Source organism: Burkholderia glumae LMG 2196 = ATCC 33617 (assembly GCF_000960995.1).
Lineage (GTDB): Bacteria > Pseudomonadota > Gammaproteobacteria > Burkholderiales > Burkholderiaceae > Burkholderia > Burkholderia glumae.
This window is the reverse complement of sequence record NZ_CP009434.1, coordinates 1,910,876-1,927,960: the sequence shown is the minus strand read 5'-3', so window position 1 is coordinate 1,927,960 and position 17,085 is coordinate 1,910,876. Positions and strand designations below refer to the sequence as shown.

The following is a 17,085-nucleotide window of genomic DNA, read 5'->3' as shown; positions in this document are numbered from 1 at the left end:
CCGCGGCCAGATATCGGGCAAACACAGAGAGGAAGGCAACATGAACATCGTCGTCATCGGTCACGGAATGGTCGGCCACAAGCTGCTCGAGAGCCTCGCCGGCCACCCGTGCGCGCCCCAGGTCACCGTGCTCTGCGAGGAGCCGCGCGCGGCCTACGATCGCGTTCACCTGTCGGAGTTCTTCAGCGGCAAGACGGCCGAGGATCTCTCGCTCGTCGCGCCCGGCTTCTTCGAGGCGCATCCGAACTTCCGGCTGCGCCTCGGCACGGCCGCCGCCTCGGTCGATCGCGCCGCGCGCACCGTCACGCTGGCCAACGGCGAGACGCTCGGCTACGACCGGCTGGTGTTCGCGACCGGCTCGGCGCCGTTCGTGCCGCCGGTGCCGGGGCGCGACCGGGCCGACTGCTTCGTCTACCGCACCATCGAGGACCTGGTCGCGATGCGGGCCTGCGGCGCGCGCTCGCGCTCGGGCGTGGTGGTGGGCGGCGGGCTGCTCGGCCTCGAGTGCGCGAAGGCGCTGCGCGATCTGGGGCTCGACACGCACGTGGTCGAATTCGCGCCGCGCCTGATGGCCGTGCAGGTCGACGACGGCGGCGGCAGCATGCTGCGCGGCCGCATCGAGGCGCTCGGCGTGCAGGTGCATACCGGCAAGAACACGCTCGAGATCGGCGACGGCGAGACCGCCACGCATCGCATGCACTTCGCCGACGGCACGCACCTCGAGGCCGACATGATCGTGTTCTCGGCCGGCATCCGCCCGCGCGACCAGCTCGCGCGCGACTGCGGGCTCGAGATCGGGCCGCGCGGCGGCATCGTGATCGACGATCGCTGCCGCACCGGCGACGCGGCCGTCTACGCGATCGGCGAATGCGCGGCCTGGCGCGGCCAGACCTTCGGGCTCGTGGCGCCCGGCTACGAGATGGCGCGCGTGGTCGCGCAGCAGCTGGCGGGCGGCGAGGCCGCGTTCGGCGGCGCGGACCTGAGCACCAAGCTCAAGCTGATGGGCGTGGACGTGGCGAGCATCGGCGACGCGCACGGCACGACGCCGGGCTGCCGCGTGGTGCAGTACGTCGACCAGCGCCGCGAGGTCTACAAGAAGCTGGTGGTGTCCGAATGCGGCAAGCGCCTGCTCGGCGCGGTGCTGGTGGGCGACGCGGCCGAATACGGCACGCTGCTGCAGATGCGGCTGAACGGCATCGAGCTGCCGCCCGAGCCGGAGATGCTGATCCTGCCGCAGGCCGACGGCGCCGCGAAGCCGGGCATCGGCGTCGAGGCGCTGCCGGCCGCGGCGCAGATCTGCTCCTGCAACAACGTCTCGAAGGCGCAGATCTGCGAGGCGGTGGCGGGCGGCGCGACCTCGATCGGCGCGCTGAAGACCTGCACCGGCGCAGGCACCTCGTGCGGCGGCTGCGTGCCGCTCGTCACGCAGATCATGAAGGCCGAGATGAAGAAGCAGGGCCTGGCCGTCAACAACCACCTCTGCGAGCACTTCGCGCATTCGCGCCAGGAGCTGTACCACCTGATCCGCGTCGAGGGCATCCGCACCTTCGACGAGCTGCTGCGCAAGCACGGCAAGGGGCTCGGCTGCGATGTCTGCAAGCCCACCGTGGCCTCGATCCTCGCCTCGTGCTGGAACGAGTTCGTGCTCAAGCGCGAACACGCGGGCCTGCAGGATTCGAACGACTATTACCTCGCCAACATCCAGCGCGACGGCACCTATTCGGTGGTGCCGCGCATGCCGGGCGGCGAGGTCACGCCCGAGGGGCTGATCGCGGTCGGCCAGGTGGCGAAGAAGTACGGCCTCTACACCAAGCTCACCGGCGGCCAGCGCGTCGACCTGTTCGGCGCGCGCGTCGAGCAGCTGCCGCTGATCTGGGAGGAGCTGATCGCGGCCGGCTTCGAGTCGGGCCATGCCTACGGCAAGTCGCTGCGCACCGTGAAGTCGTGCGTCGGCTCGACCTGGTGCCGCTACGGCGTGGGCGATTCGGTGGGCCTCGCGATCGACCTGGAGAACCGCTACAAGGGCCTGCGCGCGCCGCACAAGATCAAGTTCGGGGTGTCCGGCTGCACCCGCGAATGCGCGGAGGCGCAGGGCAAGGACATCGGCGTGATCGCCACCGAGAAGGGCTGGAACCTCTACGTATGCGGCAACGGCGGCATGAAGCCGCGCCACGCCGAGCTGCTGGCGGCCGACCTCGACCGCGAGACGCTGATCCGCTACATCGACCGCGTACTGATGTTCTACATCCGCACCGCCGACCGGCTGCAGCGCACCAGCACCTGGCGCGACAACCTGGAGGGCGGGCTCGACTACCTGATCGACGTGGTGGTGCATGACAGGCTCGGCATCGGCGCGGACCTCGAAGCGCAGATGGCGCACGTTGTCGACACCTACGAGTGCGAGTGGAAGAAGGCCGTAAACGACCCCGCCACGCGCCGCCGGTTCCGCCATTTCGTCAACAGCGACGCGCCCGATGCCACCATCGCGTTCGTCGAGGCGCGCGGCCAGATCCGTCCCGCGCTGCCCGGCGAGGCGGCCGAGCCGGCCGACGCCTCAGAGCCGGTGACCGCCTGAGGGCGGCCGGCGTTCAACCATCCGATCGAGGAGAAGCTCATGCATCGCGAACCGAAACTGGCTGCCGCCGCGCGCTGGACGCCCGTCTGCCAGCTCAACGACATCGTGCCGAACACGGGCGTGTGCGCGCTCGTCAACGGCGGCCAGGTGGCCGTGTTCCGCGTCGAGGCCGGCGACGGCCGCACCAATATCTACGCGATCGACAACATCGATCCGCTGTCGCGCGCGGCGGTGCTCTCGCGCGGGCTGGTGGGCAGCCTCGGCGAGCGCGTGGTGGTGGCCTCGCCGCTCTTCAAGCAGCACTTCGACCTGCGCACCGGCGAGTGCGTCGAGGCGCCGGAGAAATCGGTCGGGGTCTACGCCTCGCGCGTCGAGGGCGGCTTGGTCTGGGTCGAGGCGGCATGACGCCCGCCATCACGGGCGGGACAGGTGGGGCCGGGCCGCGCGCGATGCCGCGGCGGCTCGCCGATTGATCGCAACGGAGCGGCAATGACGAACGCGAGCGTGAAAACGGTGTGCCCGTATTGCGGCGTCGGCTGCGGGATGGTGCTGCACGTCGATGACGGCGAGGTGGTCAAGGTCTCGGGCGACCCCGAGCATCCGGCCAACTTCGGCCGGCTCTGCACCAAGGGCTCGTCCGCGCACGTCGCGCTGCGCCACGCCGGGCGGCTCGAAAGCGCCTACCTGCGCGAGGCGCGCGACCGCGATGCGGTGCCGCTGCCGGTGGACGACGCGATCCGCGAGACGGCGCGGCGGCTGGCCGCGATTCGCGACGCGCACGGCCCCGACGCCGTGGCGTTCTACGTGTCGGGCCAGATGTCGATCGAGGCGCAGTATCTCGTCAACAAGCTCGCCAAGGGCTACCTGCGCACCGCCCACGTCGAATCGAACTCGCGCCTCTGCATGGCGAGCGCGGGCAGCGGCTACAAGCTCTCGCTCGGCGCCGACGGGCCGCCCGGCTCGTACCAGGACTTCGACCACGCGAACCTGTTCCTCGTGATCGGCTCGAACATGGCCGACTGTCATCCGATCCTGTTCCTGCGCATGATGGACCGCGTGAAGGCCGGCGCGCAGCTGATCGTGGTCGATCCGCGCCGCACCACCACCGCCGACAAGGCCTCGCTGTTCCTGCAGATCCGGCCCGGCACCGATCTCGCGCTGCTCAACGGGCTGCTGCACCTGCTGCACGAGAACGGCCACACCGACGCGGCGTTCATCGAGGCCTACACCGAGGGCTGGGAGGCGATGCCGGCCTTCCTCGCCGACTACCCGCCGGCCCGGGTGGCCGAGCTCACGGGGCTGGCCGAGGACCAGATCCGCCGCGCCGCGCAGATGATCGGCGAGGCGCGCGACTGGACGAGCTGCTGGACCATGGGCCTGAACCAGAGCACGCGCGGCACCTGGCACACCAACGCGATCTGCAACCTGCATCTGGCCACCGGCGCGATCTGCCGGCCCGGCAGCGGGCCGTTCTCGCTGACCGGCCAGCCGAACGCGATGGGCGGACGCGAGATGGGCTACATGGGGCCGGGGCTGCCGGGCCAGCGCAGCCTGCTCGACGCCGCCGACCGCGCCTTCGTCGAGGCGGTCTGGCAGCTGCCGCCCGGCACGCTGCGCGCCGACGGCGGCGGCGCCGGCACGATCGACATGTTCGAGCGGATGGCATCGGGCGAGATCAAGGCCTGCTGGATCATCTGCACGAATCCGGCGGCCACCGTCGCGAACCGCGCCAACGCGATCGCCGGCCTGCAGGCCGCCGAACTCGTGATCGCGCAGGACGCGTTCCTCGACACCGAGACCAACCGCTATGCCGATATCCTGCTGCCCGGCGCGCTATGGGCCGAGGCCGAGGGCGTGATGATCAACTCGGAGCGCAACCTGACGCTGATGCAGCAGGCCATCGAGCCGCCCGGCGAGGCGCGCGCCGACTGGGCGATCGTCGCGGCCGTGGCGCGCGAGATGGGCTACGGCGAGGCGTTCGACTACGCGAGCGCGGACGAGGTGTTCGCCGAGATCGTGCGGTTCTCGAACCCGGCCACCGGCTACGACCTGCGCGGCGCGAGCCACCGCGCGCTGCGCGCGACGCCGCTGCAATGGCCCTGTCCTCCCGGCGACGGGCAGGACCGGCACCCGCTGCGCTACCTCAACGACGGCGTGAGCCAGACCCGCCGCATCGCCGGCGACGGCAGCGTGCCGGCGCTCGCGTTCCCGACTCCCAGCGGGCGCGCGCGCTTCTTCGCGCGGCCGCACGCCGAGGCGGCCGAGCTGCCGTGCGCCGAATATCCGATCGTGCTGAACACCGGCCGCCTGCAGCACCAGTGGCACACCATGACCAAGACCGGCAAGGTGGCGATGCTGAACAAGCTGAACCCGAAGCCGTTCGTCGAGCTGCATCCGCAGGACGCCGCGGCGCTCGGCATCGGCCCGCAGGACAGCGTCGAGCTGCGCTCGCGGCGCGGCCGCGCGGTGCTGCCGGCCGCCATCAGCGATCGCGTGCAGCCCGGCGCCGCGTTCGCGCCGATGCACTGGAACGACGTATACGGCGACGAGCTCTGCATCAACGCGCTGACCCACGACGCCGTCGATCCGGTCTCGCTGCAGCCCGAACTCAAATTCTGCGCCGTCGCGCTGACGCGCGTGGCGCGCGCCGCCGCCGACCCCGTCAGCGCCGCTGGCGCCGGCGGCGCGCGCCAGCCGTCGAACCCGCCGGCCGCGCCCGCCGAAGCCGGCGCGGCCCCGCCTCAGGAATCCCCCATGTCCGCTGCTCTCGATACGTTCGCGGCCGCGCTCGGCCTGCAGGATCTCGCCGCGCCGCCCCTTTCCGATGCCGAGCGCGCCTATCTCGCCGGCTTCCTCAGCGGCCTGCGCGGCGCGCCCGCGGGCGGCGTGCCGGTGCTGCCGGCCAGCGCGCCGTGCGCGCCGGCCACGCGGCTCTGGCTCGACGGCATGCTGGCCGGGCTCTACAGCCGCGCGCCGCTGGGCGAGGCGCCGGCGCTGCCCGGGCCGGCCGGCGCGGCGCCGGGCGCCGGCCCGGGCGAGGCGCTGCCGGCCGCGGCCGGCGTGCGGATCGTGCATGCGCGGCCGAAGGTGCTGCTGCTGTGGGCATCGCAGACCGGCAACATCGAATCGCTGACCGAGCTCTACGCGACCATGCTGATGAATGCCGGCTTCGAGATCCGCGTGGCCTGCATGGCCGACGCGACGCCGGCCGTGTTCGCGAACGCGCAATACGCGCTGCTGATGACGAGCACCTTCGGCGACGGCGACGCACCCGACAACGGCGCCGCGTTCTCGGCGGCGCTGGCCGGTGCCGCGGCGCCGCGCCTGGACGGCCTGCGCTACGCCGTGCTCGCGTTCGGCGACCGCAACTACGACGCGTTCTGCGGCCATGGCCGCCGGCTCGACGCCCGGCTCGCCGAGCTCGGCGCCGAGCGGCTGACCGAGCGCGTCGATTGCGACGTCGAGTTCCAGCCGGCCGCCGACAGCTGGCTCGAGCGCGCCATCGCGCGCATCAAGGCCGTGGACGCCGCGCTGCACGCGGTGCCCGACGGCGGCGCGATCCCGTCGCTGCTGCCCAGCAAGGCACGGCCGGCCGCCTCGCGGCTGGTCGCGAACCTGAGGCTGAACCGGCCCGGCGCCGCGAAGGACACGCGCTACCTGGCGCTGTCCACCGAAGGCACCGCGCTCGAATACGAGGCCGGCGACGCGCTCGGCATCTGGCCGACCAATTGCCCGGCCGTGGTCGACGAGCTGCTGACGCTCACCCGGCTGTCGGCCGATACGCCGGTGAGCGTGCCCGGCGTGGGCGAGCTGCGGCTCGGCGAGGCGCTCGGCCGTCATCTCGACATCACGCGGCCGCATCCGGACGCGCTGGCGCTGATCGCCGGGCGCAGCCGCAACGGCGCGCTGAAGGCGCTGCTCGCCTCGGATCGCAGGGCCGATCTGAAGAACTGGCTCTGGGGGCAGCAGCTGGCCGACGTGCTGCACGAGTTTCCGGTCGAGCTGTCGGCGGCGGAACTCGTCGCGATGCTCAAGCGCCTCCAGCCGCGCCTCTACTCGATCGCGTCGAGCCCGGCCGCGCATCGCGGCGAGGTGCATCTGACCGTCTCGGCGGTGCGCTACAGCAACGGCCGGCGCGAGCGCAAGGGCGTCGCCTCGACCTTCCTCGCCGATCGCGCGCAGATGGGCGAGGGCGGCGTGCCGGTGCCCGTGTTCGTGCAGAAGTCGGCGCATTTCCGCCCGCCCGCGAGCGGCGACACGCCGATCGTGATGGTCGGGCCGGGCACCGGGATCGCGCCGTTCCGCGGCTTCCTGCACGAGCGGCGCGCGCGCGGCGCGCGCGGGCGCAACTGGCTGTTCTTCGGCGAGCAGCACGCGGCCACCGATTTCTACTATCGCGACGAACTGAGCGCGATGCACGACGACGGTTTCCTCACGCATCTCGATCTCGCCTTCTCGCGCGACCAGGACGCCAAGGTCTATGTGCAGGACCGCATGCGCGAGCGCGGCGCGCAGCTCTGGTCGTGGCTCGAGGACGGCGCGCATTTCTACGTGTGCGGGGATGCCGCGCGCATGGCGCGCGACGTCGACGCGGCGCTGAAGGCGGTGGTGGCCGAGCACGGCGGGATGGACGAGGCAAGCGCCGCCGAGTACGTCGCGCGCATGGCCAGGCAGCGGCGCTACCTGCGCGACGTCTATTGAGCCGCCGTGCCGGCTGCGAACGCCTCGCCGCGGGCCGGGCAGCGCGGCTTGGAGGCCGGCCGCGGCCGCGCTATGGATCGGAAGTTTGATCTGGCTCCCCGGGCCGTGAAGACGGCCCGGGGTGAACGAAGGCAAGCGCGCTATGCTCGCCAGACTGGGCGCCCGCCGATAGCGCCGGCCGATCGATGAGGCTGGCAAACGCGACGAAAGCGGTGGTGGAAGGCGGTGAGGACGGCGGTGAGCGCGGCGAAAGCGGAACAACCCGCCGGACCCCGGCTCCGGCAGGCCGAATCGCTCTCATTTTGTCCGAATATCGAACAATTTCGGAAAAAAAGTTTTGCAGCGTTGCCGATCTATGCCAACGGCAGCCTCTGCGATACTGCGCGCGCTGTCCCCGACCCGGTCCGCGGTTGCGAACCGTCGGGTCACGCGCCGCTTCCGAGACACCTGCCGCGGCGCCCACGACGACCTATCACGACCCGTTCGAGCTCTCGCCATGCCCACTTCCCGAATCCTCGCCGAATCCCTGCGTTCCCTCGTCCGTACCGCCGAAGAAGCGGCGGCCCTGATCGTGCCGAGCATGACCGTCGCCATGAGCGGCTTTACCGGCTCCGGCTATCCGAAGGCGGTGCCGGCCGCGCTGGCCGCGCGTATCTCGGCCGCCCACGCGCGCGGCGAGGACTTCCGGATCAACGTGCTGACGGGCGCCTCCACGGCGCCCGAGCTCGACGGCGCGCTCGCCAAGGCCGACGGCATCTCGATGCGCCTGCCGTACCAGTCCGATCCGGTCCTGCGCGACAAGATCAATGCGGGCAAGCTCGACTACCAGGACATCCACCTGAGCCACGTCGCGCAATACGCCTGGTTCGGCCTGTTCGGCGAACTCGACGTGGCCGTGGTGGAAGTGGCCGGCATTCGCGAGGACGGGCTGCTGATTCCGTCGGCCTCGGTCGGCAACAACAAGACCTGGCTGGACCTGGCGAAGAAGGTGATCCTCGAGGTCAACTCGCGGCAGCCGCTCGGCCTCGACGGCATGCACGACATCTATTACGGCACGGCGCTGCCGCCGCATCGCAAGCCGATTCCGCTGGTGTCTGCCGACGACCGCATCGGCGAGCCGTACCTGCGCTGCCCGGCCGACAAGATCATCGCGATCGTCGAGACCGACGCGCCCGATCGCAGCAACGCGTTCTCGGCTCCCGACGCCACCTCGAAGCAGATCGCCGGGCACCTGATCGAGTTCCTGCGCCACGAGATCGGCCGCGGCCGGCTGCCCGCCAACCTGCTGCCGCTGCAATCGGGCGTCGGCAACATCACCAACGCGGTGCTGGCCGGGCTCGGCGAGGGCGGCTTCACGAACCTGACCGCCTATACCGAGGTGATCCAGGACGGCATGCTCGACCTGCTCGTGAACGGCACGCTGAGCTTCGCCTCGGCCACCGCGCTGTCGCTGAGCCCCGACGCCGTCAAGCGCTTCGCCGACGACATCGCGCTGTTCCGCAAGAAGATCCTGCTGCGCCCGCAGGAGATCAGCAATCATCCGGAGCTGGTGCGCCGGCTCGGCTGCATCGCGATGAACGGCATGATCGAGGCCGACATCTACGGCAACGTGAATTCCACGCACGTGATGGGCACGAAGATCCAGAACGGCATCGGCGGCTCGGGCGACTTCGCGCGCAACGGCTACCTGTCGTGCTTCATGTCGGCGAGCACCGCGAAGGGCGGCACGATCTCGCGGATCGTGCCGATGGCGAGCCATGTCGATCACACCGAGCACGACGTGGGCGTGGTGGTGACCGAGCAGGGCCTCGCGGACCTGCGCGGGCTGTCGCCGCGCCAGCGCGCGCGCAAGATCATCGACACCTGCGCGCACCCGGACTACCGGCCGATGCTGGCCGACTACTTCGAGCGCGCCAGCCACGAGAGCTTCGGCAAGCAGACGCCGCATCTGCTCGGCGAGGCGCTGTCGTGGCACGACCGCTACGTGCGCACCGGCACGATGAAGCCGTGACGCGGCGGCCGGGGCGCCTGCGCTGCCCGGCTGCCCCGTAGCCCCGTAGCCCGATATGCACGAGACCACGGCGGCCGCCGGCCACTTCAGGAAGCGCTGGCCGCGTCCGGCGCCGAATCCTGCAGGCTGCCGCGCAGCGCCTCCAGGCTGGCGCCGGCCGCGCGCGACGCGAGTCCCGCGACGCCCGTGCCGGCCGTTTTCATCATGTCCTGCCATTGCTGCAGGAACAGGAAGGTGCCGAGCGTCAGATCGTCGGCGTCGCGCGCCTTCGAGGCCGCCAGCAGCCATTCCCTGAGGCCGGTGGCGCCGTCGGCGGTGGCGCGCGTGCTCAGCTCGTTCCAGGTGGACGCGGTGTCGGTCTGCACGCTGTTGAGCGCGCGCAGCGCACGCGCCGCCGCGTCGAGGCCGAGCGTGTCGCGCTGGGCCTGCCAGACGGCGTTGAAGGCCGCGGTGCCCGTCTTCGAGCACTGGTTCGCGAAGTCGAGCGTGCGCGCGAGCGCAGCCGGCCAGCTGGCGCCGGTGTCCGGCGAGACGGCGGCGGCGAAGGCCTGGGTTCCGTAAGCGGCCATGCCGGCGCCGATCTGGGCGGCGGCGCGCATCAGGATCAGAGGGGTTTGCATCGGGGCGGTGTTCATGTTCGGTTATCTCGAGGGTGGCGGCGCGCCTGTCGTCGAGCGCGCCCGCCGGGTGACGGAAACGGGACCGCGAACGGCGCGGCCCCGGGAGCTCACTGGCGCGGGTCGGAAAGACGCTTGACCATCCGCATCACGGCGGCGATCTGCGGGGCCTGGCGGCTGTAGAAGTCCGGCTTCATCGGGTCCTTGCTCGTGTAGCCCCAGAAATCCCAGCAGCCGAGCGGATTCTTCGCGGAGGCGCCGGCCTGCGGATAGAGCACGATGATCCGGTTGGTTTCGGCCAGTTCGTTGTAGCCGGTGCTGCTGGCATACCGTTCGCCGATTTTCTCGGCGCTTTGCAGGCAGCCGTGAAACGCCACGTGGATGCGGCAGGCGGCGCCGGCCTGGGTGCAGGCGGCCGGCACGTAGACGAAGCCGGTCGACCCGAGCGAGGCGCTGCCGTCGGGGTCGAAGGCGCGCTGGTCGAAGCTGAGCAGATGGTCGGGCGGCGCGGTGGCCGCGGGCGCCTTCAGGTCCCCGTAGATCCAGCGCAGGATGTCGCGCGACTGCTCGAAGCCGCAGTTGTTGATGAACGGCGGCTGCGAGAGTCCGCAGGCGGTATCGGCCTTGTTGTCGGTGATCAGCGCATGGCCGGCGGCGACGTTGTCGACATAGCGGATCTGGCTGTCCGGGGTGCCGGCGAGCTGGTAGAAGCGCGGCACCTGCGCGACCACGCGCGTCGTGACCGTGCGGTCGCTGCTGCCGCTGAACACGTACACCCGTTGCGCCGCGAGGCCGCGCAAGTCGTCGATGCGTTTCTCGTCGGCGAACCGCTGGGCGGCGCGCAGCGCGTCCTGCGCACGCGGGCCGGTATCGCCGAGCGGGTTCATGCAATGGGTCTGCGCGGCGGTGGCCGGGCTCACCAGCGGAAACAGGCCCGCGCAATAGAACGGACCGCCCGCGACGATGCCGGCGCCGATCAGATGGGTGGACCACGCGACGTCGAATTGCGCCGCCATGAACGCCCCCGACGAGAGTCCCGATACCGACGTCTGTGCCGGATCGGCGCCATAGCCCTGCAACGGTGCTGCATGCAGCGGGCCCGCGGCCCCCATGCCGGTGCCGATCAGCGCCGTGAGCGCGAGGCGCGCGGCCGTGCGCCGCCATGTCAATCGCCATCCCTTCATTGTTTTCTCCTGGTCGATGCCGGCGGAAAATCCGCAGCGGCTAAGCCTATTCTTTGACGATTCGTCGCTTCGGACCATTCGTCAAATGCGGTAGGCGCGGCCGATCGATCGGAAACGGCGATCCAGCCGGAATCGAGTGCCTTGAAAATCAATTCGCAGACGTTTCTGGCCTGGGCGCGCCGCAGCATCTGAGGGCGATGCGTGCGCGCGGTCTGGTCGCTGATTTTCAGGCGCCGCGCGATTTGCTTGTCGCCGAAGCCGTGCGCAAGCAGCGAGAGAATCTCGATCTGGCGTGGCGTGAGCGGCGCCATGGCCGCCGCGAGCCCGCCCTTCGGCGCATCGGCCGCCAATCTGAACCAGATCATCACCAGCTCCGCTGATTTCTTGGCTTGAAATTTGAGCAACAGATTTTCGCGATGTTTTCTCGCGGTCGAGGTGGCGATGCCGAGCCGCGCGGCGATTTCGCGATCGGTGTTGCCGAGCGCGATCAGCTCGAGCACGGCGCTTTCCCGCAAGGTGAGGGACATTCCGGTTTCCATGTCGAAAACGCAAGGCGTGCGCGCGCCGCCCAACCGGCTGGTCGCGAGCGATGCGATGCGGGTTGGTGCGAATGGCGCGCGATGCATCGAAACCCGGCACGGGCGGCCTTGCTGATTGACGAAAGCAGTGGGCATCCACTGCCTGGCGGGGCCGCGGGTATCACGCCGAGGTCGGCGTGCAACCCGATCGGCTCATCTTATGAATCGGCAAACCGGGCGGCCATGGCAAAGGAAACGGAAAACCATGCCGGCTCGATGGTGTTGGTGGGGATTTGACGATTCGGAGGGCCGTGCAATATCGAATCGACGGGATGGCAGGTGATTCGAATGATCCGGTGCTTCGAGGCAGAGCGCGGTGCATACCGCATTTGCCGTATGGAGGGGAATCGGCCCGGCGCCGAGAATGGGCCTGCCGTCCGGATGGTGTCGACGCGGCCGGTTAGGGCGCGGGCGGCACGGGCTGGCGTCGTGCACGTTCATCGCTTCGCTTTCCTGAATTCAGCGCCATGGCCAACCTGTCGATGCTTCCGATTCCGCTCGCGAAGAAGCCGCCGCGGCCCGCCTTGCCGGCGGCGCTGCGGCGGCGCGAGCCTTGCAGGCTCACCTGCGGGCCGCACCGGCGCACGAGATGCCATCCATGAAAGCGAATCCGGCGCTGCTCGCGCTTGCCAAGGCCGTGCGTCCCGATACGGCGCCCGAGGTGGCGGCCCCCGGCGCGCCCACGCTCGCCGCGCAACTGCGCCACGAGTGCGAGGCGATGGCGCGCCACGCGCTGCAGCACGGGCTGCACGTTGCGCCGGACACGGTCGCGCGCCTGGTGGCGCTGCTGTCCAGCGACGAGCGGGCCGGCACCGACGGCGCCAGCGTGGCCGCGCGCATGCGCGATTTCGCGATGATCCACGCCAGGCTGTCGCAAGTGGTCGCGCCGGCGACGCCGCAGGGCATCGCGCTGCTCGACCGGCATCGTCACACGCCGCACGTGATCGGGCTGCTCGGCCCGGTACCGCTGATTCGCGCGCTGACGCTGGCGGCGATCGGCTTTCTCTGCGCCGTGATCCTGAGCGGACTGTCCGCGGAGGTCAGCGAGGAGAATCTCGAACGCGGCATGCTGGCGTCCTCGGGCACGGCGCTGCTCGTCAACATGCTGTTCCTGATGTGCTGCGCCGGGCTCGGTGCCTCGTTCGCGACGCTGTTCCAGGCGCATCGCTACATCGCCAATTCGACCTACGACCCGAAGTTCGACGCCTCGTATGGCGCGCGGCTGATCCTCGGGCTCATCGCCGGGCTGATCCTCGTCGAAATCCTGCCCGCGCATCTGTTCGCGGGCAGCAGTGCAAGCGGCTTCGGCAAGCCGGCGATGGCGATGCTGGGCGGCTTCTCGGCGAGCGCCGTGCATCGCCTGCTGCAGCGCGTGGTCGATTCGCTCGAAACCGTCGTGCGCGGCGACCCCTCGGCGCAGGTCCACGCCGCGCTCGAAAGCCAGCGCGCCTACGCAAGCTCGGAGCGCATGCAGGTGCAGAACGAGCACACGCAACGGCTGCTGACCTTGCAACGCACGCTCGATGCCGGCGCATCGATCGATACCGTGCGCCAGCAGCTCGCGATGCTGACCCGGACGGCCTTGAGCGGCGACGGCGGCGCCTATCTCGACGAGGGCGCGGCGCCGGCCGATAGCGCGGCGGCGCCGGCCTCGTCCGACGCGATATCGGCCTCTGCCGCCACGCCTCGATAAGCCGGCGGGAACACCGCCCCGTGCGGTTCCGCTACCACCGGCCGGGCGCGATGACGGGGCCGTGAGCGCCGCCGGCGCTCGCCCTCGTCCCGACGGCAGGCAAGCGCGTGCCGGCGCGGCCGTCATGCCCCGTCGCTTTCGCGGACGCCGCCGGGCGCACACCGCGCCTCGCGCGCGGCCCGAACAGGCCCAGCAGCCCCGTCAGCCAAGGGCTCAGCCGGACGAGCGCGCGCCGCGTGTCCGCCGCCGTGCCGGCGCGGACGACAGCGTCGTGACGCGCCTTGCCGTGAGGTTCGGCCTCGGGCAGGCAGGGTGCAGGACCGTGAGCAGCCAGGCGCGTGAAAACGGAAAAGGCAGCGCCGCCGCCGATGCCGCCGCCGGACCCGACCGGCAAGCCTGGGCGCTTCCGGGGCGCGGCCCCGGCCGCCGCGCGCCGCGGCGGACCTCAGCGCGCCGCATGGCCGGCCAGATGCTGGCGGATCAGCGATAGATAATGATCGCCGACCGAGTGATCGGTCGCGGCACGCCGCACCGGCCGCTGGATCGAGAACGGCGGCCGCATCCCGAGATAACGGCAGATCGCCGAGACGTAGGGCTTGCGTATCCGCCCGAGCTGGTGAATGGCGCGCGCGACGCGCTCGTCGCCGACCTGGCTGCGCAGCCAGGCGAGGATCTGGCGGTCGGTGTCGTTGACAAGTCGAACCCGGTGTTCCATTGCTCACCTCGTACTGTTTATGAATACAGTGCTGTGAATATATCCAGTATTTTGGAGGAAGACAATCGACAACAATCGGGGGCAAATCGAACCGGCCAATCGGCCAGGGGAGGGAGCGGGCCGCGTCGCACCGATGCCGGGGGTGCGGTTGCCATTTCCATGGCCAGCTAATATCATTCGCGAGTTGAAAATAAGAATCATTATCGAGTGACGTGCCCCGGGACGGGCCGTATCGGGCGGCGGCGCGAGCGGTCAGGGAAAGCGGCTCTGCAGGCCGTCGCTCGCGAATGGCGCGAGGGCCGCTGCCGGCCCGGCGCGATCGACGAACACACCCATGAACTCGAGGAACTATCGGATGACTCGCGATGAGGGCGCCATGAACCGCGCGAACTACGGCGGCACCTTGCTGCAACTGCTGAGGCCATTCCTTCCGATCACGCTGGCCGCGACGCTGCTCGGCATCGCCGGCGGCCTTTGCACCGCCTGGCTGCTGTCGGTGATCAACGCCAGCCTGCACGCGCCGGGCGGCATCGGCATGAACACGGCCATGACCTTCATCGCGCTGTGCATCGTCACGCTGCTTTGCAACGGCATCGCCGGGATCGGCAACAGCGTCACCGGCCAGCGCATCATCGCGGCGCTGCGCAAGGACATTTCGGCGCGCATCGTCTGCGCGCCGGTCGCGGCGCTCGAACGCTACAAGACGCACCGGCTGCTCTCGACGCTGAACAGCGACGTGGAAACGGTCAGCGCGTTCACCTTCAGCTTCCCGAACTTCGCGGTCGCGGCCGCCATCACGCTCGGCTGCGTGGCCTACATGCTGGTGCTGTCGCCGTCGCTGTTCCTGATCGCGCTGGTCGCGATCGTGGTGGGCGTGGCGATCAACCAGTACGCGAGCCTCAAGTGGAGCCATTACTACAAGGGCGTGCGCGGCGCGCAGGACGAACTGCAGAAGCAGTACCGCGCGATCACCGAGGGAGCGAAGGAGCTGCGGATCAACCGCGAGCGCCGCCAGCGCGTGTTCGGCCTACGCCTGTCGGGGGCGGCCGACGACATCTCGAACCTCAAGATCAAGGCGATGCGCCTCTACTACGGCGCGAGCGCGTCGGGCACGACGCTGTTCTTCGTCGTGATCGGCGCGATCCTGCTGCTGCAGCAGCGGCTCGGCGTCTCGCCGGAAGTGGTCAGCGGCTTCGTGATCGTGCTGCTCTACGTGCGCGGGCCGGTGGAGACGCTCGCCAGCGGCCTGCCGGCGCTGATCCAGGCACGCATCTCGTTTCAGCGCATCGCCGAGCTGACCGCGCAGTTCGCCAACCGCGAGGCGCGGCTGCTCGACGGCGCGCCCGCGGCCGATGCCGTGGAACTGCGCGAGATCGAATTGCGCCGGGCCTCGTGGGCCTTTCCGCCCGTCGGCGACCAGCCGCCGTTCAAGCTCGGCCCGATCGACCTGAAGATCGAGCGCGGCGAAATGCTGTTCGTGATCGGCGAGAACGGCAGCGGCAAGACCACCCTGATCAAGCTGCTGCTCGGGCTCTACGAGGCGGGCCACGGCGAACTGCTGCTGAACGGCGAGCCGGTCGAGGCCGGGCAGATGGATGCGTACCGGCAGCTCTATTCGGCCGTGTTCGCCGACTATCACCTGTTCGACGATCTGGTGGTGCGCGACCCGGCGCTGATCGCGCGCGCGCAGGCCTATCTGGAGCAGCTCGAGATCGCGCACAAGGTGAAGATCGAGGACGGCGTGTTCTCGACGATCGATCTCTCGACGGGGCAGCGCAAGCGGCTCGCGCTGATCCACGCGATGCTGGAGCAGCGGCCCGTGATGATGTTCGACGAATGGGCGGCCGACCAGGACCCGACCTTCCGCCGCGTGTTCTACACGGTGTTCCTGCCGGAGCTGAAGCGCCAGGGCAAGACGCTCATCGTCGTCTCGCACGACGACCGCTATTTCCACGTCGCCGATCGCGTGATCCGGATCGAGCGCGGCCAGATCATCCAGACCGCGAAGGGCGCGGAATTCACCTACGAGGATCGCGGCACCGCGCAGATTGCCGGACTCGCCGCCGCGAACGGCGCGAAGCTGCATTGAGGCGGCGGCCGGCCGGTGCCGGCTGCCGGCCCGGGCACCGGCGCGGTTTGGGCCCGAGCGCGGCTGACGGGCTGGCGGGCTCGATCGTCGCTCAGATCGCGGTGCGGCCGAGCCATTCGCGCACGTGATGCGCGCGCGGCGGCCGGGCCGGCGGCGCGGCCGCCGATACCGGCGTGCCGACCATCAGGAAGCCGAGCAGCCGGTCCTGCGGCTCGAAATCGAGCGCGGCGGCCAGGTTCGGATCGTAGCTGTCGGCACCGGTGATCCAGAAGCCGCCGTAGCCGAGCGCGTGGATCGCGTTGAGCATGTTCATCGCCGCGGCACCCGTCGAGAGCATCTGCTCGATCTCGGGAACCCCGTGCAGGTGGCGGATCGCGGCGGCCACCGCGATGATCAGCGGCGCTGCCCAGGCGGCCCGGCCGCGCGCCTCGCGTTGGTCGGGCGACAGGCCCGGCTCGCGCGCGACGGCCAGTTCCGTCAGCAGCTCGGCCAGCTCCGCGCGCGCCTCGTCGCGAATCAGCGCGAAGCGCCACGGCCGCAGTCGCCCGTGATCGGGCGCGCGCAGCGCGGCGTCGAGGATCAGGCCGAGTTCGTGGTCGCGCGGCGCCGGCTCGGTCAACTGCCGGTGCGACTGGCGCGACAGCAGGACCTCGACGAGCGCGCGGCCCGCCTCTGGCGCGACGCGGCCGGCCGGTGGATGGGCGGCGGGGGCCGGGGTGGTGAGCTTGGCTTGCGTCATGGTGGCTCCGTTCGACTGATTCCCGTCATGATGCGCATGCCTTTTCATTTGTGCAAATGATTCTCATTCGTATTGTTATGAGGTATGGTAGCGCTTACGCGCGCGGCCGGCGCGGCGTGGCGCCGGGGCATCGGGTGCGCCGCGCCGGCCGCGATTACCTGTCCCGACGGTCGCTGTCGATCG

The 17,085-nt window shown here is 70.3% G+C and carries 11 protein-coding genes; 6 read left to right on the top strand and 5 right to left on the bottom strand.

All coding sequences use genetic code 11. The features are described 5' to 3' along the window. The first annotated feature begins 40 nt into the window (after positions 1-40). The 4 genes from nirB to KS03_RS09155 all read left to right on the top strand — a co-directional run bounded on the left by nirB (position 41) and on the right by KS03_RS09155 (position 9,287). Positions 41-2,575 (top strand): nitrite reductase large subunit NirB, encoded by a 2,535-nt coding sequence (gene nirB / locus KS03_RS09170; protein WP_012733792.1) that lies wholly within the window; start codon positions 41-43, stop codon positions 2,573-2,575. Positions 2,576-2,614: 39 nt separating this feature from the next. Beyond that, positions 2,615-2,980, top strand: a complete 366-nt coding sequence (gene nirD / locus KS03_RS32435) for a nitrite reductase small subunit NirD (protein ID WP_012733793.1) — start codon at positions 2,615-2,617, stop codon at positions 2,978-2,980. Between the two features lie 84 nt (positions 2,981-3,064). Further along, the gene (locus KS03_RS09160) at positions 3,065-7,276 is read left to right on the top strand and encodes a bifunctional nitrate reductase/sulfite reductase flavoprotein subunit alpha (RefSeq protein ID WP_045678750.1); all 4,212 of its coding nucleotides are present in this window, start codon (positions 3,065-3,067) and stop codon (positions 7,274-7,276) included. A 496-nt stretch (positions 7,277-7,772) separates the two neighbouring features. Further along, entirely contained in the window at positions 7,773-9,287 is a 1,515-nt protein-coding gene (locus KS03_RS09155; RefSeq protein ID WP_012733795.1) for an acetyl-CoA hydrolase/transferase family protein, read from the top strand. Between the two features lie 86 nt (positions 9,288-9,373). On the opposite strand, the gene KS03_RS09150 is transcribed toward KS03_RS09155, so the two are convergent. The 3 genes from KS03_RS09150 to KS03_RS09140 all read right to left on the bottom strand — a co-directional run bounded on the left by KS03_RS09150 (position 9,374) and on the right by KS03_RS09140 (position 11,762). After that, a complete protein-coding gene (locus KS03_RS09150) occupies positions 9,374-9,907 on the bottom strand; it encodes a hypothetical protein (protein ID WP_230674486.1) in 534 nt (177 codons plus the stop codon). A gap of 107 nt (positions 9,908-10,014) precedes the next feature. Beyond that, entirely contained in the window at positions 10,015-11,088 is a 1,074-nt protein-coding gene (locus KS03_RS09145; RefSeq protein ID WP_012733797.1) for an extracellular catalytic domain type 2 short-chain-length polyhydroxyalkanoate depolymerase, read from the bottom strand. Next, positions 11,085-11,762, bottom strand: coding sequence for a response regulator transcription factor (locus KS03_RS09140; RefSeq protein WP_236577900.1), 678 nt, complete (start codon positions 11,760-11,762; stop codon positions 11,085-11,087). Before KS03_RS09140 ends, KS03_RS09145 begins: the two co-directional genes overlap by 4 nt. Before the next feature lie 502 nt (positions 11,763-12,264). Between KS03_RS09140 and KS03_RS09130 the strand changes: the two genes are divergently transcribed. Then, complete coding sequence (locus KS03_RS09130) at positions 12,265-13,359, top strand: hypothetical protein (RefSeq protein WP_012733799.1); 1,095 nt, start codon at positions 12,265-12,267, stop codon at positions 13,357-13,359. Positions 13,360-13,804: 445 nt separating this feature from the next. Here the strand turns inward: KS03_RS09130 and KS03_RS09120 are convergent, their stop codons facing one another. After that, positions 13,805-14,074, bottom strand: coding sequence for a CppA family protein (locus tag KS03_RS09120; RefSeq protein WP_012733800.1), 270 nt, complete (start codon positions 14,072-14,074; stop codon positions 13,805-13,807). 334 nt (positions 14,075-14,408) lie between these two features. Here KS03_RS09120 and KS03_RS09115 point away from each other — a divergent pair, with 334 nt between their 5' ends. Continuing rightward, positions 14,409-16,163 carry a cyclic peptide export ABC transporter gene (locus tag KS03_RS09115; protein WP_012733801.1) on the top strand — a complete coding sequence of 585 codons (1,755 nt, stop codon included), beginning with the start codon at positions 14,409-14,411 and terminating at the stop codon, positions 16,161-16,163. 91 nt (positions 16,164-16,254) lie between these two features. On the opposite strand, the gene KS03_RS09110 is transcribed toward KS03_RS09115, so the two are convergent. Then, positions 16,255-16,902: a nitroreductase family protein gene (locus tag KS03_RS09110; RefSeq protein ID WP_012733802.1), complete on the bottom strand. Its 648-nt coding sequence runs from the start codon at positions 16,900-16,902 to the stop codon at positions 16,255-16,257. Between the last annotated feature and the right edge of the window lie 183 nt (positions 16,903-17,085).